The sequence below is a fragment of the Marinomonas epiphytica genome, assembly GCF_054780655.1.
The window spans coordinates 140739-162304 of record NZ_BAAGVX010000039.1 but is presented as its reverse complement, the minus strand read 5'-3'; the positions used below and the strand labels follow the sequence as shown (position 1 = coordinate 162304).

Genomic DNA, 21566 nt, shown 5'->3' with positions numbered 1-21566 from the left:
GAGTTTTGAGTGGAATTTTGGTATCTTGTGGCAAAATTTTAGTGGGGGTATAGAAATGCGAGTAGCGGTGATCGGCGCATCTGGGCGCATGGGTAAAAACTTAATTTTAGCAGTGTCGGACTTGCCAGAAGTTTCCCTTGGAGCGGCTATTGTCAAACCGGGTAGTAGTTTAATCGGTGCGGATGCCGGTGAAATAGCAGGACTGGGTAAAATGGGCGTAAGTGCGGTAGCAACGCTTTCGGATTGTGTTGCCGACTTCGATGTTTTAATTGACTTTACTTCTCCTTCATTAACGCTTAAAAATGCTCAGTTTTGTGCTCAGCATGGAAAAGCCATTGTTGTTGGCACAACAGGTTTAACCGAACAAGAAAAGGCCGCTCTGAATGAGTCAGCAAAACAGGCCCCTGTAGTGTTTGCACCTAACATGAGTGTCGGTGTTAATTTAACGTTAAAATTATTGGCCACTGCTGCTCAGATTTTAGGTGACGATTATGATGTTGAGGTGGTTGAAGCCCACCATAGACACAAAGTTGATTCCCCTTCAGGGACTGCGCTACGTATGGGTGAAGTTGTTGCAGAAGCGTTAGGCAGAGATTTAAAAGAGTGTGCTGTTTATGGTCGTGAAGGGCAAACTGGGGCTCGTACTCAGAAAGAAATTGGCTTTGAAACCATTCGGGCTGGTGATGTAGTAGGCGAGCACAGTGTTTGGTTTGCAACCGAAGGTGAGCGGATTGAAATTGTTCACAAAGCCAGTAGTCGAATGACCTTTGCAAAAGGTGCGGTGAGAGCCGCAAAATGGCTTGAAGGCAAAGAAGCCGGCATGTATGACATGCAAGATGTTTTGAATCTTAAGTAACGATTAGTCTGAACATGAAAAAGCGGTTGCTGGACAAGCAACCGCTTTTTTTTGCTAATTGTTGAGCACCTGAGCCAAAGACTCGGGTTTAACAAGGCCTACCAACTCACCTTGTTTGCTGATAACAGGTAGAGGTAGAGAGTTAACTAAGGCTAAAGGCACAACGTCTTGTAGTGGCGTTGACAGTGATACTGTTGGGGTTTTCGTATACAGGGCTTCAAGTAAAGCATCGTCTGATTGGCCTGTTAGATTGTCCGTTGTTAGCACACCTTGGTATTCACTGTTAGTGAACACAACTAACGCTTGATCAGGGTCTTTAATCTGTGCTCTCGCGTCTGCAACGCTGGAGCCGTTAATTATATTGACACAAGGGGTCATGACTGTCTGTGTGGTTAATGCTCGGGCGCGGTTTACGTCCTTAGCAAATTCACGCACGTAATCATCCGCTGGGTCTAATACAATATCGACAGGTCGACCTACTTGTACTAACTTACCATCTTTCAATACCGCGATACGGTCACCAATACGCAGTGCCTCATCAAGATCGTGGGTAATGAAAATAATAGTTTTTTCTAGTTTTTCTTGTAACTCTATCAACTGATCTTGCATTTCGCTTCGGATCAGTGGGTCTAACGCAGAGAAGGCTTCGTCCATCAGCAAAATTTCTGCATCGGTACACAGCGCGCGCGCTAGACCAACCCTTTGTTGTTGTCCACCCGACAACTGAGAAGGGTACTGATCTTCATAGCCAGACAGACCAACGGTTTCCAGCCAGTCTAAAGCTTTGGGTTTCCATTGCGCTTTCTTTTCACCCTTGATCAGTAGCCCGTAGCCGACGTTATCAAGTACGCAACGGTGGGGCATTAAACCAAAGTTTTGGAATACCATGGCCATTTTGTGGCGTCTAAAAGTCGTTAGATCTTTTAGAGACAAATCCATGATGTTCTCGCCTTCTACCATGATTTTACCTGCAGTTGGGTCAATCAAACGGTTAAAGTGACGAATTAAGGTAGACTTACCAGAGCCTGAAAGCCCCATGATCACGAAGATTTCTCCACGTTTAACTTGTAAGTTAATATCTTGCAGGCCAACAGTGTGGCCTGTTTGAGCCAGTATATCATCCTTAGATTCACCGGCTTTTACTTTCGGTAAAATTTTCTCAGGCGTATTACCAAAAATTTGGTATAGGCCTTCAATTTCAATTAATGTTTCGTCTTTTACGTTACTCATGTCCAGACCCTTCTAAATGTTTTTGAGCTCGCTTTGCATAGGTCTGAGAGACACGGTCAAAAATAATCGCTAGTGCCACAATGGCGAGACCATTTAATAGGCCAAGGGTAAAGTATTGGTTAGTGATGGACTTCAAAACTGGCTGTCCTAACCCCTTAACGCCTATCATGGAAGCAACCACTACCATGGCAAGAGCCATCATGATGGTTTGGTTAATGCCTGCCATAATGGTCGGCATGGCCAAAGGAAGTTGTACGCCGAATAGTCGTTGCGTTGGTGTTGCCCCATAAGCCGTTGCTGCCTCAAGGGTTTCTTTATTAACCAAGCGAATACCTAGGTTAGTGAGTCGGATCACTGGGGGAATAGCGTAAATAATTACGGCGATCACTCCAGGAATTTTACCTATTCCTAGTAGCATAACCACAGGAATTAAATAAACGAATGCCGGCATGGTCTGCATGACGTCCAGTAGTGGGGTGACGATTGATCTCACTCGGTCAGAGCGAGCCATCCAAATTCCTATCGGAATCCCAATAATAATCGACATAAGCGTACAAACTGTAATGATACTTAAAGTACGCATGGTGTCTTCCCACATACCAAAGTAGCCAATGGCGAGGAGAGAGGCAGTCACACCAAGACAAAGTTTCCAAGAGCGTGAGGCAAAATAGACTAAGCCTACAATGGCCCCTAAAACAAGCCACCAAGGCGTGCTGATTAGTAGGTCTTCAAACCAGACTAAGAAGCTAAGGAGAGGGTCAAATAAGGACTCAATTGTATCCCCATATTCACGAGAAAAATTACGATATGCGTTATCAAGAGTTTGTCTAACACTGAGTAGTTCCCTGCGACTCATGTCGGGGAATTCAGTCAACCATGAAGCGTTTGCCATAAATTGTAAACCGTTGTAGCGAAGAAAAATCAGCCGCACAGTGACTGTGCGGCTTTGTAGCAATAAAAATTAAAGGTTATCGAGTGCTTCTACCAATTTTGCTTTGGCTTCATCACTTACCCAAGCAGACCAAATGTCTTCTTGGTTGAACATGAAGTTTTCTGCAGCAAATTGACCGTCTGCTTGATTGTCTTCCATCCAAGCAAGGATCTGGTTCATATCATCGTTAGCAAAAGAGCGTTTTGACAAGTACTCAAATGCCTCTGGTGCTCTGTTTGCGAACTCTACAGTAGTCACTGTGTCTACAGGAGAAGGTGGGTACATAGTCGCTTTCGGCTCTAAACAATCTTCCTGAGTGATACAGCTTGTAAACATGTCAAGGTCGACACCTGAGCCGAAATCTACCTTAACCATTTCATACTTACCTAATAGTGCTGTTGGAGCCCAGTAATAACCAAACCAAGGTTCTTTGCGTTCGTAAGCGCGGCTTAATGAACCTGCTAGGCCAGCTGCAGAACCTGGATCAACGTATTCAAACCCTGCTTCACCTAATTTAAGAGCACGGAAAAGGTTGTTGGTGGAAATTTGGCAGTTCCAACCAGCAGGGCAGCCGTAAAAGCCAGAAACGTCCTTACTTTCAGGGTGTGGAAATTCTTCAGCACGCTTCAAAATGCCTTCAATGGTTGCCATAGAAGGATCTTCTTCAACCATATAGGCTGGTACCCAAAAACCTTCTTCACCGCCATCAGACAAAGATTGTCCTGCTTTGGTCAGACGGTTTTCAGCGATACCACGCTCTAGTGCGTCTTTAAGGGCATTTGACCAAAGTTCAGGAGCGATATCAGGTTCACCTTTTTCAATCATTGAAGTACCCGTTGGCATAGTGTCGCCTGGAACGAGTTCGGTGTCACAATCGTAACCGTGTTCTAGGATGAATTTGTCAATGTTTGCAATCAATGAGGCCGATTTCCAGTTCATGTCTGCGATTTGTACTGTACCGCAGTCGGCGGCAAAAGCAGATGAAGCGGATAGCGTTAAAGCCAGCGCTGAAAGGGTTTTAAATTGCATGGTGTCAATTCCTTAGTATGTGGGGAAAAGTATATTCATTAGTTCTCAAATCTTATTTAGTTTATACCTCTAATATTTATAGTACAAATGTTTTTAAACAAAAGTTACAGCTCATTGCAAGAAATAAACACGCAAAAAAAGTGTAATCTAGGAATTTGTGACGAAAAAGTGAGAGCGAAAAGAGGCCTTTTGTGAGATGAAAAGGCCTCTTGGTGGTTAAGCTGGATAGGAATGAGGAGAATTAATGTCTAGCAATGGAGCGGCATCGATACTTTCTGCGTCCATCATCATGGCGATTCTTTGCAGAGAGGAAAGCATTTGGGTTTGTTCCCACTCGGCCAAAGATTCAAACTCAGAAATAAATTTTTCATGCATTAATGGCGGAGCGGTATCCAAAATAGTACGCCCTACTTCGGTTAAGCGTGCATTCACAATACGTTTGTCTTTTTGTGCTTTAACGCGTTCTACAAATTTTCTGTCTTCAAGACGGTTTAAAATGGTGGTAACCGTCGCTTGGCTAAGAGACACGCTGTCCGATATGCGCCTAACAGTTACGTCCCCCAACTCTTCTATTGAACGCAAAACCATTATTTGAGGTATGGTTAAGCCGCATGCTTTTACAACCCGTTTTGATTGTAAATCTGTCGCACGAATAATGCGTCTTAGATGCACAAGTACATCATGTAAATGTTGAGGGTTTGACATAATACTTGGAGCCTAAAAATTTGAATTCTAATATCTTGTTGCTCAGACTGCGGGTTTTAATTCTATTAAAAATCCAGCAGGTGTAAGCATGATTAATCTAATATTATAGCTCAAAGTACTTGTTTCGTGTCCAGTTTAATCTTGCGGATTCTTTACACCAAGTTATAAGTCGGCAAACGTGGCAATGGCCGAAGCTCTTGCTGACTTATAATCGATGATGGGCACGGGGTAGCCCAACTGTTGGCGTTGTTTGTCGTTTGGGTCGTGAATGCTCTTTGCATCTAAAGAGGCCAGCTCAGGCAAAAAACGTTTTATAAAATCGCCGTTTGGATCATAGGTTTGCGATTGTCTGGTCGGGTTGAAAACACGAAAATAAGGGGCGGCATCACAACCAGTAGATGCACTCCATTGCCAGCCACCGTTGTTAGAAGCAAAATCAGCATCGATCAATTTAGACATAAAGTATTTTTCACCTTGACGCCAATCGTGAAAGAGTAGTTTACAAAAGAAACTGGCGCAAATCATACGTAGCCGATTATGCATCCATCCTGTTTGGTTCAGTTGTCTCATGGCGGCGTCCACAATGGGGAAGCCTGTTTTACCTTGGCACCAAGCTGTGAATTGGCTTTCATCAGAGTGCCAAATGATCTGTTGTGTAGCAGGTTTAAATGGTTTTTCTTTACACAAATTAGGAAAGTGCCACATTAATTGCCGATAGAAATCTCTCCAAGCAAGCTCTTTGAGCCAGATGCTGTGTTGCCAGATATTACACTGCTGTTCGCAATTGTATTGGATGGCTTCAAGGCATTGCCTGGGCCCAATAGCCCCAAGTGCAAAATACGGAGATAAAGAGCTAGTGCCGGCTGTAGCTGGAAAATCTCGAGTCGCTGAATACTGGTTTTCTTTGTGGTGACAGAAATGCCATAAGCGCTGTCGAATATGGACAAAATTCGCTGGCCATAAGTCTTCGCGATACTCTTCATTGTCAAGGGTAGAGAGGAGGGGGGATGTGATGGGAGCAGCTTGATTTTGCGGCTCCTCCAATGGTATACAATCCTGCGATTGTAATAGGGTTAACCATCGTTTATAAAAAGGAGTGAACACCTGAAAGGGGTTGCCCTGCTGGTTGTAGAGTTTAGTGGGTACCATTAGGTCAACACTCTGCGGGCAGCACTCAACTCCCTGCAGAGAAAGAGTCGCCTGCACGCGGTGATCACGTTTTTGCTCATCAAGAGGCGTTTCTTGGTTATACCACAGACGCTTGATACCAAATTCGTGACAAAAATTACCAAGAGCTTTATCGGTATGAGAGAAATCGACCTCTTCTATGATTGATAAAGGGATACCTTTTTGAGCAAGCTTAGCTGCAAGCTCATTAATTAAGTTTAACCTTAAGGCTGTTTTGGCCTCAGACTCATGGTGCTCCTTCCACTGCTTATGACTGGTTATAATTACTACGCGAATATTGCCAGCTTGCTGCCCATAAAATAGGGCAGGGTTATCGACTAGCCTTAAGTCGTTTCTGAGCCATACAGCATCACAAATCATATTGACTCCTTAAATTTGATTTCTTATCCCTAAGGTTGCTGGGTAGGGCATAAAGTAACTTTGTTGATTGATGTAACGACTGCCATATTGTTTCAGGTAATGGTGTAACAAGGTCATAGGGGTGGCTAGGTTGACTTCTCCACGGCGGTATTGCTCCACCACGTTAAGAATGTCTTGGCGAACTCCCACATCGACTTGACGTTTTAAGTAACCGACCAAGTGCATAAGGACATTGCAGTGATTTTTACGGTTCGCAGGTGTCGATAGGCAGGTCATTAATTGAGTAAAGTAATCGTCTGCAATCTGCTCAACTGGTCGTATATCTTGTCCACTAAGTAGTTTTCCTAATGCTTTGTAAGTGCTTTGAGAATGAGCCATCACAGTGTACTTGTATCGACTATGGAAGTTGATTAATTTATGCATGCTTGGGGTGTCTCCAATGCTCTGACGATAATCATGATGAGTGAAAACCCGTAAAATAAAGTTTTCTCTTAATCTCGGATCGTTTAAGCGACCTTCCTCTTCCATGGGTAACAGGGGAAATCGCTTTTGAAGCGCCTGGGTAAAAAGTCCTTGTGTGCGTTGCATATGTGGATGCCCATTTTCTTGATAGACCTTGATACGTTCTAAGCCGCAACTTGGCGATTTCTTCATCAGAATATAGCCATCAAGGTGACTTAAGGTATCAATGTAAGGGGTGGAAGCAGACAAAAAGACCCCACTCACGTCTTGCTCTGAGTTTTTCGAAAAAACCATGCGTGGGCTATTTGGGTCTCCCTCTAATCGTAAGCTGGGTCTTGGAGAGTCGAACCCCGCAGCCATTTCTGGACAAAACTTCTGGTATTCAAAAAAATCAGCAAGATCGTTAGTGCAGAAAGAAGATCGGCTATGGCCTCCATTGAAACGAACATTATCTCCAACAAGGCAGGCACTAATGCCGACTGGGATTTTTTTATTTTGTTGTTTTAAAGAGTAGATCATGAGATTCTCCTAATACTTATACGAAAGCTATGTGTGTATAACTTTTTATGTTGTACAACTTATAGCTCTGTATAAGAAAGAAATCAAATATTTATACAAAATAAATTTTGTATAAATAAATTAAGTGTATGAATTCTTAAAAAATGATGAGCATGTATGAATACTGAAGGCCTTTTTCCAATAAGAGAACTATCCCTCCGTACTGGGGTGAATACCGTGACCTTACGTGCATGGGAAAGACGATATGGCTTATTAAAACCCCAAAGGACGGATAAAGGGCACCGCTTATACAGTGAACAAGACATTCAGTTAGTTGAGAGTATTTTATATTGGATTCAACAGGGGGTAGCGGTAAGCAAGGTTCGAGCATTATTGCAAAGTGAAACTTCTTCCGTTCCTGTGAGTGAGCAATGGGTGAAGTACCAAGAGGTACTGATCCAAGCTGTAGTAGACTGTCATATAGACAAAGTTGAGCAACTGTATAAACAGGTATCTTCTCAATATCCAGCACTCACATACGCTGAGAGTTGGTTGCTACCGGTTGTAGAGCGCCTTGTCGGAGCTGAAAAAATTGTTTGTGAAGGGCTTCTAGCGCAGGCATTAACAAAACGTCTTGGGCGATTTGTTAATGCATCAGCCAAGTCTAATCAGCTTTTAATTACCAGTTGTGGCAGTGAAAAAAGCTTTCTTTGTTTGCTAACCGCTGCTGTTCTGGAAGACCAAGGAAGTGCTACATTGGTTATGCCGAACCTTAGTGACCTAGCTTCTTGCCTATCCTTATTGAAGAAGGTTGATGTGACTACCAGTGTGCTCTTATGCGATCTTTTAAATGATAAGGGGCTAGAGCCCCTGCTGTCTTATCTGCAAGTTAGTAATAAGCATTTAGTCTTAGTAAGCCCAAACCTGTGGCTCCTTGTTAAGGAAAAGGGCATTGTCTTGCCAGAGCAATTACATCTCATGGCGCAGTTTAATCTAGCTGAAATATCAGGCGTGTTGGAAAATTGTCGGTAATAGATAATATCTATTGAAATATTCACATTAATTTATTTTATTGTTTTTCTGATTCTGATTAATCTTGTTGATAATTTGAAGAGATTTGGAGAGACAGTGATGATGAAAACGATGACTTTTGCCGCGATGCACTTTTCTATTGCTTTTACGGTAGCTTATTTATTAACAGGCAGTTTCGTCGTGGGTGGCTTGGTTGCCATTGTAGAGCCCGCCGTGAATACGGTGGCCTTCTTTTTTCATGAGAAAATATGGGCTAGTTTTGAAAAAGCCAAAAGTCGAAATGCCATGGGCAGTATGATCGCATCCGTAAGTGAAAGCTATGCTCTAAAATCCATTTAAATGCTATCGATGATGCTTTTCTTCCTTTCTGCGGGGCTTAAAAAATAAAGCCTCAGCAATGTGATTGCTGAGGCTTCTGTCGTTATTTAACCAAGTATTAACTAGAGGTTAAGAATGAATACGATAGAGACTGAAATTGGCGCAATGATCATAATGGCTACTTTCCATAAAGAGAAAGTAGTTGCAGAAATTTCGAGCTCTTCAGCAGCGTATTGTTTCTTAACGAACCAACCTGCAAAGATAGCAATTAAGATACCACCTAGCGGTAACATAATATTCGCCGTTAGATAATCAAGCGCGTCAAATGTGTTTTTGCCAAAGAAGGTAACATCACTGATAAAGTTGAATGAGCCTAGACATGCGATCCCCAGAGCCCAAACAACAACGACTAATGCAACCGATGCGGTAGTACGAGTCAGGTTGAAACGCTCAACTAAGTAGGCCACTGTTGGTTCTAGAAGAGAAATGGCAGAAGTCCAAGCAGCCACACCGACCAGAATAAAGAACAGCAGGCCGAAGAATTGACCTAGTGCCATTTGACCAAACGCAACAGGCAGAGAAATAAACATTAAGCCAGGGCCTGCGCCTGGGTTCATTCCATTCGCAAAAATGATTGGAAAAATTGCCAATCCAGCGATAAGAGCAACAAGGGTATCAAGTGTGCCTACCATTAGAACCGTGCTGCCAATTGAAGACTTTTTGGTCATGTAAGAACCGTAAGCCATGATGGTGCCCATTCCCAAAGATAAGGTAAAGAAAGCGTGCCCAAGAGCAACCAGTACTGCATCCCAAGACAGTTCACTGAAATCGAAATGGAACATGAAGTCCCAGCCTTGTGCAAAGCCATCTGTTGTCATGGCATAGCCCAGTAGCGCAATTAGTAAGAAGAAAAGTGCTGGCATCATGATGCGTGTCGCACGTTCCAAACCTTTATTCACACCTGCAATAACCACGGCTAGTACCATAATGCTAAAGAGGGTATGCCAACCGAGCATAGTTGCAGGGTCCGCAAGTAAGGTGTTAAAGGCGTTACCGGCATCTTCAGAGCTAATATTAACCATTTCTCCAGTTGCCATTGCTTTAATGTAATGCAATACCCAACCAGCCACAACAGAGTAGAAAGAGAAGATAAACACACCTGAGAGCATGCCGATTAGGCCAATGATTCCCCAGTGTTTAGACTGGCCTGACTCAGCTGCAACGTCCTGTAAGGCATTAACAGGGTTCTTGCGTGCTCTTCGTCCAATAAAGACTTCCGCCATCATAATCGGTAAGCCAACTAGAGCAATACAAATTAAGTAAACCAGTACGAAGGCACCGCCGCCGTTTTCGCCAGTGATATAGGGGAACTTCCAAATATTACCAAGACCAACGGCCGAACCGGTTGCAGCTAGTACGAAAATCCAACGGCTCGCCCAAGAGCCTTGAATTGATGTTTTGTTTTCCATGGAACTCTCTTTTTATAGGTGTAATGTTTTGCCCCAAATTGGCGCATGAAAAATGTTCTATGTTCTTTGACATAAGTCGCGCATTTTCCTGATTTTAAGCGAATTTTGCAACAAAAAAGCATTTTTTGTTGTTTTTTTATCTATTTTTTCTTTTTCTACCGGCTCTGATGGACGGTTCTGTAATCAAACCTACCAAATAATTTCCCGTAAAAGATTAGAGTTCTAATTAATTCTTGATAAATACTCCTGGTTTGTTAATCTAATTAGAGTTCAAACTAATTTTCGGTTTTTTTTGAGAAAAATAGGCTTTTTTTTCATATTTTAATGTTTGAGTTCTAATGAGGTGTTTTGATGGACCTAGGTGAAATGAAACTTGTTGAACCCTGTTTTGAGGATGGAATGGCAATAAATCGACTAGTAGAGGCGTGTGCACCGTTAGACAGCAACTCGGTCTACTGTAACTTGCTGCAAGCGGGACATTTCAATGGCACGTCCGTGGCAGCCAAAAGAGATAACGCCTTACAAGGTTTTATTTCGGGGTACCTGATTCCTAAACGTCAGAACTGTTTGTTTATTTGGCAAGTGGCGGTGGCTGAAAGTGCAAGGGGGCAAGGCTTGGCTTTACGCATGTTACTAGCGCTGTTGGCTCGAGAGGCATGCACAGATGTGCAGCTCTTAGAAACCACGATTACTCGTTCCAACGAAGCCTCATGGGCATTATTTCGTCGCCTAGCCGTCCATTTAAACGCGCCTCTTACAGAGCGAGTTATGTTTGATAAAGCCAAACATTTTGATCACCAGCATGACACTGAATATTTAGTACAAATTGGCCCTTTTTAATTTAGATACTTTTAAACGGAGAAAATAATGAAAATCTTTGAAGAGTTAGAATCTGAAGTTCAATCTTACGCCCGTTCATTTCCACGAGTGTTTCATCGTGCCCAAGGCGCTTACTTATACGATGAAAGTGGAAAAGGTTATATCGACTTTTTAGCAGGGGCAGGCACATTAAATTATGGTCATAACAACCCTGTATTAAAAGAAAAGCTGGTTGAATACATAATGGAAGACGCTATCACTCATGGACTGGATTTGCACACTAAGGCGAAGGGAGAGTTTATGGAGTCTTTTAATGACCACATTCTCAAGCCTAGAGATTTGCAGTATGTCATGCAATTTACTGGACCAACAGGCACAAATGCCGTAGAAGCTGCATTGAAATTGGCTCGTAACGTTACAGGCAGAGAAAACATTGTCAGTTTTACCAATGGTTTTCACGGCTGTAGCTTAGGAGCGTTATCTATCACGGGGAATTCTCATCACCGCGGTGCGGCTGGTACAAGTTTAGGGGCATGTGTGTCGACGGTGCCGTTTGACGGCTACTTAGGTGAAGGTATTGAAACAACAGAATACCTTGATAAAGTCCTGACTGACTCTAGTAGTGGGGTAGATCTACCTGCTGCCGTTATTGTTGAAACAGTACAGGGTGAAGGGGGAATAAATTCCGCCAGTGTAAGTTGGCTAAGAAATTTAGAAGCGGTATGTAAGAAACATGGTGTGTTACTTATCGTCGATGATATCCAAGCAGGCTGTGGGCGAACTGGGAGTTTCTTTAGCTTTGAGGAAGCCGGTATCACGCCTGACATCGTCACTCTTTCTAAATCTCTAAGTGGGTATGGTTTGCCATTTGCTGTGGTCTTGATGAAGCCTGAACTTGATGAATGGAAACCGGGCGAGCACAACGGTACTTTTAGAGGTAATAATTTGGCTTTTGTGACGGCTAAAGCCGCAATTGACCATTATTGGAAGGACGATCATTTTGCCAAAGAAGTGCAACGTAAAGGGAAGTATATCCACGAGCGTACTCAACAAATAGTGAACGAGTTTGGTGAGGGTAATTTCACACTACAAGGCCGAGGCATGATGCGAGGTATTAACTGTGTGAGTGGTGAGTTAGCGAGCAAAATTACTCAAAAATGTTTTCAAAACGGCCTTATGATCGAAACGTCAGGAGCAGACGACCAAGTAGTGAAGTTCCTTTGTCCATTGATTATCAGTGACGAAGATCTAGCAAAAGGCATTGATATTCTTGAGAAAGCCATTCGAGAGGTGTGTGCAAAAGAAGACACCATGCCAGAAGCGAAAAGCTATTTTGATGAAGATTACGATATCGCTATTTAATCAAAACATTACTAATAAGGAGGTAAAATGTTTGCTCGTAATTTAGCAGAGTGTGAAAAAACCGATCGCCGCGTGGTGTCACCGGACGGGAACTGGGAAAGTACTCGCATGATCCTAAAAGAAGACAATATGGGCTTCTCATTTCATATAACAACTATTTATGAAGGCAAGGATTTTGACATGCACTATCAAAATCACTTGGAGTCCGTTTATTGTATTTCAGGGGAAGGTGAAGTGGAGTCTCGTGAGACAGGCGAAAAACACTCGATCACTCCAGGTGTGGTGTATGTGCTTGATCAGCACGATCCTCATACATTAAGAGCCTTTAAAGAGCTTAAATTGGCTTGTGTGTTTAACCCGCCGATTACAGGTAAGGAAGTTCACAATAAAGAAGGTGCTTACGAACTTATTGATTAAAATAGCCAGAGTGTAGGGTGCTCACTTTGGGGAAAGACCAGTATAAAATTTGGCGAAAGGGCACCTTATTAGTGTTACCTATTGTATTCTCTAAAATTACTTTTAAGGTGCTTAATTTTTGTCTCGCCTTATGACAATATAGCGCCACGTTTAAACTTGGCTGAAGTACCCTCTTTAGCCGCATGATATCTAGGTTAGAAATGGGACAGCATACAGTTGAGAAAATCGGCGGTACGTCCATGAGTGACTACCAGTCGGTAAGAGATAATATTATTTTTAAGCCTGTTCGTGAGAATAGTGTTTACCAAAGAGCTTTTGTTGTATCTGCTTATGGTGGTATTACGGACAAACTACTTGAACATAAAAAGACAGGCGATTCGGGTGTTTATGCCTTATTTGCTCAAGACCGCCAGCAAAATCGTTGGGCTAGTGCATTACAAGATGTACGAGAGACAATGCGAGAAATAAACGCTTCTTTATTTGGTCAAGGTGAATTGTTGATTGAAGCAAATGCGTTTTTACATGGCCGTTTGCAAGAAGCGCAAGAGTGCTTAGAAGATTTGCACCGTTTATGTCAGCATGGTCATTTTTCTATCAATGAGCATTTGGCGACCGTACGCGAAATGCTAGCCAGTATTGGTGAAGCGCACAGTGCTTGGAACACCGCAACGCTCTTAAAGAGAGACGGTGTGAATGCAGTATTTGTTGATTTGACAGGTTGGAATAGTCCAAGCCATATGTCTCTAGATGAGCGTATCCTTGATGCTTTTAAAGACGTGGACCTGTCGACACAATTGCCTATCGTGACAGGCTATGCTCACAGCGAAAACGGTTTAATGTCTACGTTTGACCGCGGTTATAGCGAGATGACGTTTAGCCGCATTGCGGTACTGACGCAAGCGGTCGAAGCGGTTATTCATAAAGAGTTTCATTTAAGTAGTGCGGACCCTCGCCTAGTGGGGGAAGATAAAGCAGTGCCTATCGGCCGAACGAACTATGATGTAGCGGATCAACTGGCCAATCTAGGAATGGAAGCCATTCACCCTAAAGCGGCTAAAGGTCTGCGTCAAAGCAATATTCCACTGCGAGTAAAAAATACCTTTGAACCTGAGCACACGGGAACTCTGATCACAGGGGATTATGTCAGTGATGCTCCTTGTGTTGAGATTATTGCTGGTTGTCGTGGTGTCTTTGCTGTCGAGGTCTTTGATCAGGATATGGCGGGTGACATTGATCAATACGACAGTGCGATTTTAGATATATTAAACCAGTTTAATGTACACATTATTGCTAAAGACATTAACGCTAATACAATTACCCATTATTTAGCGCTAAACTTGAAAAACCTTAAGCGTGTGATGAAGTGCCTACAGAAGAAATTTGTTGATGCCGAAATTGCGCAACGCAAAGTGGCGCTTGTGTCTGCTATAGGCAGTGATATGAAAACGACTGGTATGTTGGCAAAAGCAGTAAAAGCGATTGCTGAGCAAGATGTGAATGTTCTGGCAATGCACCAATCTATGCGTCAGGTAGATATGCAGTTTGTTGTAGATGAGGAAGACTACGATAAAGCGATATGCAGTTTGCATCGTGAGCTAGTTGAAGTGCATAACCATGGTAGTGCTATTTGCTTAGCTTCTTAAGCGTATAGGCCTTTATAACAAAGCCCTTGTAGAGAAATCTTAAAGGGTTTTTTTGTGTTATAGAGCCTGCCGGTTTGATAAAGCAGTAAAGTCTTCTTCAGGGATTGGGCGGCCGATCAGATAACCTTGCCCGAAATCACACTGAAAGTCGTTGAGCATTTGCCATTGTGTTTGGTTTTCAATGCCCTCGGCCACAACCAATAGACCTAACTTATGGCTCATGGCAATGATAGCTTCGACAATTTTTCGGTCGTTAGGGTCATCTTCTATGTCAGTAATAAAGCTGCGGTCAACCTTTAACTGGTTTACAGGTAAGTTTTTGAGCTGGCCTAATGATGAGTAGCCAATACCAAAATCGTCAATGGCGATGCAAATCCCCATATCTTTAAAGGCTTGTAGTGCATTGATGGCAAGTTCATTGTCTTTCAGAAGTGCGGTTTCCGTTACTTCAAACCCTAACTGGTTGGCATGAACAGAATGCTTCTTAAGTAGCTTGCTAACCTGTGATACTAATGTTTGGTCTGCCAGCTGTAGGGCTGACAAATTAACGTGAACCAAGAGCTCTGTTTGATTGGAAGAGCTTCGCTTGGCTAAATACATGATAGCTTGTTCAATAACCCAATATCCGATATCAACTATTTGCCCAGTACTTTCAGCAAGTTCGATAAAACTGTCAGGGAATAACAAACCTCGTTCAGGGTGGTTCCAGCGGATTAGAGCTTCAGCCCCATAGATTTTTTGATCGCGAATATTAAAAAGGGGCTGATAATACAGTTCAAATTCTTGATTCGTAATAGCGTGATCAAGATCTGCTTCAGTGGCGGCAAGAAGGATAGCCTGATCTTTCATGTCAGAGTGGTAGAAAGAGAAATTATTTTTACCCCTTTGTTTAGCATGATACAGAGCCATATCAGCATTTTGCATTATGCTGACCAAATTGTCTCCGTCTTTAGGGATCTGTGCAATGCCCAATGAAGTGGTCAATGCGAACTCTCTATTGTCTATTTTTAGAGGGGCTCGCACAGCTTCTAAAATTTGCTTTGCTATGGCTGTGATGTTTTCTTGCCCTGTGGTGTTGTGTAAAAATAAACCAAACTCATCCCCACCTAGACGAGTTATCTTATCATCATCTTGAATAATACTATTAAGCCGCAAAGCGATAAGCTCAAGTACTCTATCGCCAATGTCGTGTCCTATGGTGTCATTAATTCGCTTAAAATTATCTAAATCAAAATAAACAAAGGTGGAGGCTTGTCGATTAATTTTATTCTTAAGAAGAATTTTAGGGAGGTAGTCGTTTAGGTAGCGTCGATTTGGCAAGCCCGTTAACGGATCCGTATAAGCAATATCTTGTAATGCTTTGGTTTTTTCTTTGACGAGTTCGCGCAATTTTGCAGGTTGAGACACCATGTAATGTAAAAACAAAGCCGCAAGCACTGCAAAAGTAAAGGTCAGGGCATAGCCAATATAGGCTCGGCTATTAATGGAAACGGAAAGGTCTCGGCTAATTTTCAATGTCCATTTTCCAGAAGGTAATATCAATTCTGTTGAGACGTAGCTTTCCGATAGAGGTTGCTTGGATCGAAAGAAAATGGAGTGGCTATTTGAATGAGTAAATTGCCTGTCTAACTGATAACTGTAGCCATCGTTTTCTAACTCTCTTAGATTTGTCGAGTCAATGAGTTGCTTCATCATGATGACGGTGGTAGCGAACCCCCAAAATGTTTCGTTTGGCGTATGCCTATTAAGAAAAATTGGAGATCTGCTTAGTACTGCTTCTCCACCTTGCACCAATATCATAGGGCCAATTAGTACTAATTCCTTACTTTCTATGGCGCTTTTTGTTACCGCTCCCCACTGAGGATGCTTTAAAATATTTAACCCTATCGCGGTTTCGTTGCCTTCAAGTGGATAAATTTTCTTAATGATACCTTGTGGTGCTAGCTGAAGACTTTCGACTCCACCAATGGCTTCTTGGATATCTCGTGCGTACTCATCGAAGTGACTATCATCACCCCCATGCTTTTCTATATCCAAAGCAAGAATTTGCGCAGAGGTGAAAGCCAGAGCAAGTCGACGCTCCAATGCAGATGCTTGCGACCTAACAATGCCACCTAAGAGAAACTTTTGTTCTGTAATAATGGTGTTATTAGATATTTTGGTCCAATAGATCCCTGTCACTGATATAACCAAAAAAGCGATCAGAGCAAAAGCAATGGCAAACAAATGATTGGGAGTGTTCCTCACGTTTCTATCCTAGAATCTTTGAGTCTCATGGTCATAAATATTTCTAATGAATAACTCATTGGGAATAATAGACTATGGTCTGCTTTTTGAGGAAATTAGTAAACCTTAATTTTAACTTAAATTCACAATTCACTTTACAAAAAAACCACAATGAATTTACTTCATTGTGGTTTTTCGAATCTGAAAAGGAGGCTTAAGGGTTAAGCGACTACCATTACCAAACCAGAGCAAGCAACGATGCCACCGATTAGACGGGATAAAATTGGTAGTTGTAACTTGCTGATGAATTGGCCAAGAGCTACGCCAGCTAAATGTAAAGCGGCAGTGGCTAAGGAAAAACCAATTGCATAAGTTAGACCGCTGGCATTCATCGGCATTTCTAAACCGTGAGCAGCCCCATGAAATAGTGCGAACAAGGCTGCAATAGCAGCGCAAATGCCGGTAGAAAGGCGAGCCGTTGCAATTAACAGAGCACCGGCAACGATGACAGATAAAACGATACCTTGCTCAATGAAAGGAATGGCCGTACCGGCCATGGCCGCAGCTCCACCTAGCACCATAGCGCTGACAAAGGCTGCAGGTACAACAAACAGTGCTCGTCCGCCTAGGCGGCTGGCACACATACCGATAGCAAACATAGCTAATAGGTGGTCAAAGCCACCTAAAGGGTGTAAAAAACCTGTCATAAAGCTATTTGAGGCGTGTCCCTCATGGCCTGTATGAGCAAGAGCAAGAGCGGGTAGTGATGTAATAAAAGCGACTAGGCTAAACTTAAGCATAGTTAAACGCATGGAATTCTCCTAAATGAATGAATAATACGACTAAACCACCGCTCTTGCGGCTGGAATAGATTTAGATTCTAACATACCTTCGCGAATGATAAATTGAATGATGTCATCAAGACCTTGTGCTTTTTTCAGGTTAGAGAAAATAAAAGGCCTTTCTTTACGCATCATTTTGGCATCGCGATCCATTACCTCTAAAGAGGCGCCGACAATCGGAGCCAAATCGGTCTTGTTAATGATTAATAAGTCTGACTTGGTTATGCCTGGCCCACCTTTTCTAGGGATTTTATCTCCAGCAGACACATCGATGACATAGATGGTTAGATCTGAGAGCTCAGGGCTGAAAGTCGCACTTAAATTGTCTCCGCCACTTTCTACAAAAACCACATCCAGTTCCCCATGACGGCCAATTAATTGATCAATGGCAGCTAGGTTCATCGAGGCATCTTCGCGAATGGCTGTGTGAGGGCAGCCTCCTGTCTCAACGCCTAAAATTCGATCAGCATCGAGGGCTTGGTGCTCAGTCAGAAATTTGGCATCTTCTTGGGTGTAAATGTCATTAGTGACGACTGCAATATTGTAATGATCTCTTAATGCTGAACATAAAGAGCGTAATAGGGCTGTTTTACCAGAGCCTACTGGGCCGCCTACGCCTACGCGTAAAGTTTGTTTTGGCTTTGTCATATGTTTTCCTTATCTAGTTTTTGTTCGTTACGATCTAAAAAGTCGAGAATATTGTGTTTCATGTAAGGTGCTTGCAATGGCCAGTGCAGGAAGCCCTGCGCCAAGTCGATCTTCGGCTATGTCGTAAGACGCAGTGATAGCGGCGCCAATATCTTGTTGCAGTGTGCCAAGCAGTCGCTGAGCTTGTGTTTGACCCAACGGAACCAACTTGGTTGCAGCAGCGACTTGGTTTTCCAGCCAAGACCAAGTGAAGCCTATGGCGGCTTGGTCAAATGTTATTTGCCAGTGATGACAAGCCGCTGCAAATAAACATATGTAGCTAGCGTCCTGCTTTCCTTGAAAAGGGTGAGGGACAGTCAAACTCGTTAAAAGTCTTCCCAGCGCTTCCCCCATCGCTGTGTCGTTTAAACGTAGCTCTTTGGTTTCGCGGCAGGCCAGAATAAGTTCATTGAGTTCTGCTAGTCGATTGCTTTGTGGTATCTGACAGGCGTCTAAACAGAGCCTGAGAGCAGGTAAATCTAAACGAGCAATAGACTGATGTAACTGCAAGCTAATCCAATCTTCTACCTTTATTTGATTTGTGAGCCAGCCACAATCAATGGCGTACTCCATACCTTGCGAGAAAGCATAACCGCCCACAGGTAAGCTGACACTGCTGAGCTGTAATAATCTCAGTAAGCTAGTGTCCGTGGTGGTGATGTCCATGTTGATAGGCTCCTGACTCTGGAATAAACACGGCTTTTTCATGGCTAACGACCAACCCCAATAAGTGCAGCATTTCTTCTAAAACATGGTCTGGTTTTATCCGTAACCAGCGCTGACCTATTTGGATCTTGGTGTGTCGGTTGCCAAGGTGATAGCAAGCTTTGGCAAAGCTTTCCCAGTCATCACAACTGGCGTGGGCAACGTCTTCTTGGGCGCCTTCAATAAAGACAATTTTATTGCATTCAGAGCGCAAGTATTCACCCACCAAAAGCGGTTTGCCTCGGTCGAGGAAAACGCGCACTTCTTCACCATGAATATCCACTAATTTTAAACGGCCCCGTTCTCTTTGTTCATGATTTAACACGACCTTGGTGTCAACGGGGGCGTGGCAATGGGTACCTAATCGTTCATATATATTTAGCATGGTTAGCTTCCTAAAATAGAGTGTAGAGCTGGGCAAGAGGTAGGACCTCTGCAGGTTCGCAAGTCAATAGCTCGCCATCCGCACGCACCTCATAGGTTTGTGGGTCAACACTAATATTGGGTAGCCAATCATTGTGAATCATGTCTAGTTTAGAAATATTACGAGTGTTGGCACAAGCTACGAGCTGGCGCTCTAGTCCTAACGTTTCTTTTAACCCATTGCCCAAGGCTGCTTTACAAACAAAAGTTAATGAAGTGGCAGCCGCGGCTTTTCCGAAAGCGCCAAACATAGGGCGATAATGGACAGGTTGTGGGGTTGGAATAGAGGCATTCGGGTCTCCCATTGGCGCGCTAGCAATCATGCCGCCTTTAATGATCATGGATGGTTTAACACCAAAAAAAGCGGGTTTCCATAACACTAGGTCGGCAAGTTTACCGGCTTCAATTGACCCTACTTCGTGGCTAACACCATGGGCAATAGCCGGGTTTATGGTGTATTTGGCGATGTAACGCTTAGCACGAAAGTTATCCGCACCTATGGCTTTATCTTCTTCAAGCAAGCCAAATTGCTGCTTCATTTTATGAGCGGTTTGCCAAGTTCGGGTAATCACTTCGCCGACTCGGCCCATTGCTTGAGAGTCAGAGGAGATCATACTGAAAGCCCCTTTATCATGTAAGATATCTTCAGCCGCAATGGTTTCTTTACGAATTCGAGAATCTGCAAACGCGACGTCTTCAGGGATGTTACTGTCTAGGTGATGACACACCATGAGCATGTCTAAATGCTCGTCTACCGTATTGTGGGTGTAGGGGCGAGTTGGATTGGTGGAAGAGGGAAGCACTTTGGGGTTTGCGCAGGCTTGAATAATATCTGGGGCGTGTCCACCGCCCGCACCTTCTGTATGGTAGGTGTGAATCACCCTGTCTTTGAAGGCCTCGATTGTACTATCCACAAAGCCAGACTCATTTAACGTATCTGTGTGGATCGCAACTTGTATGTCGTATTTCTCTGCAACGCTTAAGCAGCAATCAATAGAGGCGGGTGTGGTGCCCCAATCTTCGTGTAGTTTTAGGCCAAAGGCGCCCGCTTCAAGTTGCTCTTCAAGGGCTTGAGGTTGACTGGCGTTGCCCTTCCCTAAAAAACCAAGATTCATTGGCATACTGTCGGTCGCCTGTAGCATTTTTCCGATATACCAAGGTCCTGAAGTACAGGTGGTTGCATTCGTTCCCGTCGCTGGGCCTGTGCCACCGCCTATCATGGTAGTGATTCCAGAGGTTAGGGCTTCTTCGATTTGTTGCGGGCAAATAAAGTGAATATGTGCGTCAATTCCGCCAGCAGTCAGGATCGAACCTTCTCCGGCAATAACCTCTGTACCTGGGCCAATTATGATATCCACCTGATCTTGAATATCTGGGTTGCCGGCTTTGCCAATTTTGTAGATTCGTCCGTTCTTAATACCTACATCACCTTTAACAATGCCCCAGTGATCCAGAACGAGAGCGTTAGTGATAACGAGGTCCACGGCCACATCATTGCTGAGTTGACTTTGGCCCATGCCATCACGAATGACTTTGCCACCTCCGAATTTGACTTCGTCACCATAGGTGGTGAAGTCCTTCTCTACTTGAATCCACAGATCGGTATCACCTAAACGAACACGGTCGCCAGTTGTTGGGCCGAACATTTGCGCATAGCTTTGTCTATCCATGGTGGATTGGCTGGTGGTTTTTTTTGAATTACTCATGGCTATCCCCTGTATTGTTTTCCAGCTTACCCATGACTTCTCCTCTAAAGCCGTAGATAGTTCGACTGCCTGCGTATTCTACAAGTTCGACTTCGCGTCCTTGGCCTGGCTCGAATCGTACGGCTGTGCCAGAGGCGATATTTAAGCGGTAACCTTTTGTTTGTTGACGGTCGAAACTGAGAGCGGGATTTACTTCATAAAAGTGATAATGGGAACCAATTTGTATGGGTCTATCGCCGGTGTTTTCTACTCGTACACGGCACGTTCTACGTCCGTTGTTTAAGGCGATAGAGCCCTCTGCAACTTGTATTTCTCCTGGTTTCATCTGCATATCCTCGCTTAGTTGATAGGGTGATGCACAGTCACCAGTTTGGTGCCATCTGGGAACGTGGCTTCAACTTGTACTTCGTGAATCAAATCGGCGACCCCCTCCATGACTTGTTCAGCACTTAACAATGTTTTACCGTAGCTCATGAGCTCGGCAACGGTTTTACCATCACGAGCCCCTTCGATAATCTCCATGGTGATATAGGCCATAGCCTCAGGGTAGTTAAGTTTCAGACCACGGTTTAAACGCCGTTCAGCCAACAAGGCCGCCGTAAATACTAATAACTTGTCTTTTTCTCTTGGCAGTAGTTCCATCAAATCACCTTTATTA

At 43.5% G+C, this 21566-nt stretch carries 22 protein-coding genes; 7 read left to right on the top strand and 15 right to left on the bottom strand.

The genetic code is table 11. The features are described from left to right. The first annotated feature begins 55 nt into the window (after positions 1 to 55). Positions 56 to 856, top strand: a complete 801-nt coding sequence (dapB, locus tag ACYVGZ_RS15250) for a 4-hydroxy-tetrahydrodipicolinate reductase (RefSeq protein WP_460757493.1) — start codon at positions 56 to 58, stop codon at positions 854 to 856. 54 nt (positions 857 to 910) lie between these two features. Here dapB and ACYVGZ_RS15245 read toward each other — a convergent pair whose 3' ends face one another. The 6 genes from ACYVGZ_RS15245 to ACYVGZ_RS15220 all read right to left on the bottom strand — a co-directional run bounded on the left by ACYVGZ_RS15245 (position 911) and on the right by ACYVGZ_RS15220 (position 7280). Further along, complete coding sequence (locus ACYVGZ_RS15245) at positions 911 to 2086, bottom strand: quaternary amine ABC transporter ATP-binding protein (RefSeq protein ID WP_460757490.1); 1176 nt, start codon at positions 2084 to 2086, stop codon at positions 911 to 913. Further along, a complete protein-coding gene (locus ACYVGZ_RS15240) occupies positions 2079 to 2978 on the bottom strand; it encodes an ABC transporter permease (protein WP_460757487.1) in 900 nt (299 codons plus the stop codon). Before ACYVGZ_RS15240 ends, ACYVGZ_RS15245 begins: the two co-directional genes overlap by 8 nt. A 69-nt stretch (positions 2979 to 3047) precedes the next feature. Next, the gene (locus ACYVGZ_RS15235) at positions 3048 to 4046 is read right to left on the bottom strand and encodes an ABC transporter substrate-binding protein (protein ID WP_460757484.1); all 999 of its coding nucleotides are present in this window, start codon (positions 4044 to 4046) and stop codon (positions 3048 to 3050) included. A gap of 216 nt (positions 4047 to 4262) precedes the next feature. After that, positions 4263 to 4751 carry a MarR family winged helix-turn-helix transcriptional regulator gene (locus ACYVGZ_RS15230; RefSeq protein WP_460757481.1) on the bottom strand — a complete coding sequence of 163 codons (489 nt, stop codon included), beginning with the start codon at positions 4749 to 4751 and terminating at the stop codon, positions 4263 to 4265. A 162-nt stretch (positions 4752 to 4913) separates the two neighbouring features. After that, complete coding sequence (locus ACYVGZ_RS15225; RefSeq protein ID WP_460757477.1) at positions 4914 to 6299, bottom strand: cryptochrome/photolyase family protein; 1386 nt, start codon at positions 6297 to 6299, stop codon at positions 4914 to 4916. 9 nt (positions 6300 to 6308) lie between these two features. Beyond that, positions 6309 to 7280: a YbgA family protein gene (locus ACYVGZ_RS15220; RefSeq protein ID WP_460757475.1), complete on the bottom strand. Its 972-nt coding sequence runs from the start codon at positions 7278 to 7280 to the stop codon at positions 6309 to 6311. A gap of 156 nt (positions 7281 to 7436) precedes the next feature. Here ACYVGZ_RS15220 and ACYVGZ_RS15215 point away from each other — a divergent pair, with 156 nt between their 5' ends. Together ACYVGZ_RS15215 and ACYVGZ_RS15210 are read left to right on the top strand one after the other, a co-directional pair. Continuing rightward, the gene (locus ACYVGZ_RS15215) at positions 7437 to 8291 is read left to right on the top strand and encodes a MerR family transcriptional regulator (RefSeq protein WP_460757472.1); all 855 of its coding nucleotides are present in this window, start codon (positions 7437 to 7439) and stop codon (positions 8289 to 8291) included. Between the two features lie 99 nt (positions 8292 to 8390). Further along, the gene (locus tag ACYVGZ_RS15210) at positions 8391 to 8630 is read left to right on the top strand and encodes a DUF2061 domain-containing protein (protein ID WP_460757470.1); all 240 of its coding nucleotides are present in this window, start codon (positions 8391 to 8393) and stop codon (positions 8628 to 8630) included. A 101-nt stretch (positions 8631 to 8731) separates the two neighbouring features. Here the strand turns inward: ACYVGZ_RS15210 and ACYVGZ_RS15205 are convergent, their stop codons facing one another. Continuing rightward, positions 8732 to 10078, bottom strand: a complete 1347-nt coding sequence (locus tag ACYVGZ_RS15205; RefSeq protein ID WP_460757466.1) for a sodium-dependent transporter — start codon at positions 10076 to 10078, stop codon at positions 8732 to 8734. Between the two features lie 351 nt (positions 10079 to 10429). On the opposite strand from ACYVGZ_RS15205, the gene ectA reads away from it, so the two are divergent. The 4 genes from ectA (at position 10430) to ACYVGZ_RS15185 (ending at position 14319) form a co-directional block, all read left to right on the top strand. Then, positions 10430 to 10918, top strand: a complete 489-nt coding sequence (gene ectA, locus ACYVGZ_RS15200; protein ID WP_460757463.1) for a diaminobutyrate acetyltransferase — start codon at positions 10430 to 10432, stop codon at positions 10916 to 10918. Between the two features lie 27 nt (positions 10919 to 10945). Next, positions 10946 to 12259, top strand: a complete 1314-nt coding sequence (ectB, locus tag ACYVGZ_RS15195; RefSeq protein WP_460757460.1) for a diaminobutyrate--2-oxoglutarate transaminase — start codon at positions 10946 to 10948, stop codon at positions 12257 to 12259. Positions 12260 to 12286: 27 nt separating this feature from the next. Further along, positions 12287 to 12676 carry an ectoine synthase gene (locus tag ACYVGZ_RS15190; protein ID WP_460757458.1) on the top strand — a complete coding sequence of 130 codons (390 nt, stop codon included), beginning with the start codon at positions 12287 to 12289 and terminating at the stop codon, positions 12674 to 12676. 200 nt (positions 12677 to 12876) lie between these two features. Next, complete coding sequence (locus ACYVGZ_RS15185) at positions 12877 to 14319, top strand: aspartate kinase (protein ID WP_460757455.1); 1443 nt, start codon at positions 12877 to 12879, stop codon at positions 14317 to 14319. A gap of 57 nt (positions 14320 to 14376) precedes the next feature. Here the strand turns inward: ACYVGZ_RS15185 and ACYVGZ_RS15180 are convergent, their stop codons facing one another. The 8 genes from ACYVGZ_RS15180 to ACYVGZ_RS15145 form a co-directional block, all read right to left on the bottom strand. After that, positions 14377 to 16566, bottom strand: coding sequence for a bifunctional diguanylate cyclase/phosphodiesterase (locus ACYVGZ_RS15180; protein ID WP_460757452.1), 2190 nt, complete (start codon positions 16564 to 16566; stop codon positions 14377 to 14379). 200 nt (positions 16567 to 16766) lie between these two features. Next, a complete protein-coding gene (locus ACYVGZ_RS15175; RefSeq protein WP_460757450.1) occupies positions 16767 to 17357 on the bottom strand; it encodes a HupE/UreJ family protein in 591 nt (196 codons plus the stop codon). A gap of 30 nt (positions 17358 to 17387) precedes the next feature. After that, the gene (ureG, locus tag ACYVGZ_RS15170) at positions 17388 to 18035 is read right to left on the bottom strand and encodes an urease accessory protein UreG (protein ID WP_460757448.1); all 648 of its coding nucleotides are present in this window, start codon (positions 18033 to 18035) and stop codon (positions 17388 to 17390) included. Between the two features lie 27 nt (positions 18036 to 18062). Next, the gene (locus tag ACYVGZ_RS15165; protein ID WP_460757445.1) at positions 18063 to 18740 is read right to left on the bottom strand and encodes an urease accessory protein UreF; all 678 of its coding nucleotides are present in this window, start codon (positions 18738 to 18740) and stop codon (positions 18063 to 18065) included. Beyond that, positions 18715 to 19164 carry an urease accessory protein UreE gene (locus tag ACYVGZ_RS15160; protein ID WP_460757442.1) on the bottom strand — a complete coding sequence of 150 codons (450 nt, stop codon included), beginning with the start codon at positions 19162 to 19164 and terminating at the stop codon, positions 18715 to 18717. Before ACYVGZ_RS15160 ends, ACYVGZ_RS15165 begins: the two co-directional genes overlap by 26 nt. 10 nt (positions 19165 to 19174) lie before the next feature. Beyond that, complete coding sequence (gene ureC / locus ACYVGZ_RS15155) at positions 19175 to 20908, bottom strand: urease subunit alpha (RefSeq protein WP_460757439.1); 1734 nt, start codon at positions 20906 to 20908, stop codon at positions 19175 to 19177. Further along, positions 20901 to 21233, bottom strand: coding sequence for an urease subunit beta (locus ACYVGZ_RS15150; RefSeq protein ID WP_460757437.1), 333 nt, complete (start codon positions 21231 to 21233; stop codon positions 20901 to 20903). The genes ureC and ACYVGZ_RS15150 overlap by 8 nt, the downstream gene beginning before the upstream one ends. Positions 21234 to 21247: 14 nt before the next feature. Beyond that, the gene (locus tag ACYVGZ_RS15145; RefSeq protein ID WP_445977398.1) at positions 21248 to 21550 is read right to left on the bottom strand and encodes an urease subunit gamma; all 303 of its coding nucleotides are present in this window, start codon (positions 21548 to 21550) and stop codon (positions 21248 to 21250) included. Between the last annotated feature and the right edge of the window lie 16 nt (positions 21551 to 21566).

Coding starts and splice junctions, on each gene's coding strand:
- dapB (WP_460757493.1), top strand. CDS start 56: ATGCGAGTAGCGGTGATCGGCGCATCTGGGCGCATGGGTAAAAACTTA.
- ACYVGZ_RS15245 (WP_460757490.1), bottom strand. CDS start 2,086: ATGAGTAACGTAAAAGACGAAACATTAATTGAAATTGAAGGCCTATAC.
- ACYVGZ_RS15240 (WP_460757487.1), bottom strand. CDS start 2,978: ATGGCAAACGCTTCATGGTTGACTGAATTCCCCGACATGAGTCGCAGG.
- ACYVGZ_RS15235 (WP_460757484.1), bottom strand. CDS start 4,046: ATGCAATTTAAAACCCTTTCAGCGCTGGCTTTAACGCTATCCGCTTCA.
- ACYVGZ_RS15230 (WP_460757481.1), bottom strand. CDS start 4,751: ATGTCAAACCCTCAACATTTACATGATGTACTTGTGCATCTAAGACGC.
- ACYVGZ_RS15225 (WP_460757477.1), bottom strand. CDS start 6,299: ATGATTTGTGATGCTGTATGGCTCAGAAACGACTTAAGGCTAGTCGAT.
- ACYVGZ_RS15220 (WP_460757475.1), bottom strand. CDS start 7,280: ATGATCTACTCTTTAAAACAACAAAATAAAAAAATCCCAGTCGGCATT.
- ACYVGZ_RS15215 (WP_460757472.1), top strand. CDS start 7,437: ATGAATACTGAAGGCCTTTTTCCAATAAGAGAACTATCCCTCCGTACT.
- ACYVGZ_RS15210 (WP_460757470.1), top strand. CDS start 8,391: ATGATGAAAACGATGACTTTTGCCGCGATGCACTTTTCTATTGCTTTT.
- ACYVGZ_RS15205 (WP_460757466.1), bottom strand. CDS start 10,078: ATGGAAAACAAAACATCAATTCAAGGCTCTTGGGCGAGCCGTTGGATT.
- ectA (WP_460757463.1), top strand. CDS start 10,430: ATGGACCTAGGTGAAATGAAACTTGTTGAACCCTGTTTTGAGGATGGA.
- ectB (WP_460757460.1), top strand. CDS start 10,946: ATGAAAATCTTTGAAGAGTTAGAATCTGAAGTTCAATCTTACGCCCGT.
- ACYVGZ_RS15190 (WP_460757458.1), top strand. CDS start 12,287: ATGTTTGCTCGTAATTTAGCAGAGTGTGAAAAAACCGATCGCCGCGTG.
- ACYVGZ_RS15185 (WP_460757455.1), top strand. CDS start 12,877: ATGGGACAGCATACAGTTGAGAAAATCGGCGGTACGTCCATGAGTGAC.
- ACYVGZ_RS15175 (WP_460757450.1), bottom strand. CDS start 17,357: ATGCGTTTAACTATGCTTAAGTTTAGCCTAGTCGCTTTTATTACATCA.
- ureG (WP_460757448.1), bottom strand. CDS start 18,035: ATGACAAAGCCAAAACAAACTTTACGCGTAGGCGTAGGCGGCCCAGTA.
- ACYVGZ_RS15165 (WP_460757445.1), bottom strand. CDS start 18,740: ATGGACATCACCACCACGGACACTAGCTTACTGAGATTATTACAGCTC.
- ACYVGZ_RS15160 (WP_460757442.1), bottom strand. CDS start 19,164: ATGCTAAATATATATGAACGATTAGGTACCCATTGCCACGCCCCCGTT.
- ureC (WP_460757439.1), bottom strand. CDS start 20,908: ATGAGTAATTCAAAAAAAACCACCAGCCAATCCACCATGGATAGACAA.
- ACYVGZ_RS15150 (WP_460757437.1), bottom strand. CDS start 21,233: ATGAAACCAGGAGAAATACAAGTTGCAGAGGGCTCTATCGCCTTAAAC.
- ACYVGZ_RS15145 (WP_445977398.1), bottom strand. CDS start 21,550: ATGGAACTACTGCCAAGAGAAAAAGACAAGTTATTAGTATTTACGGCG.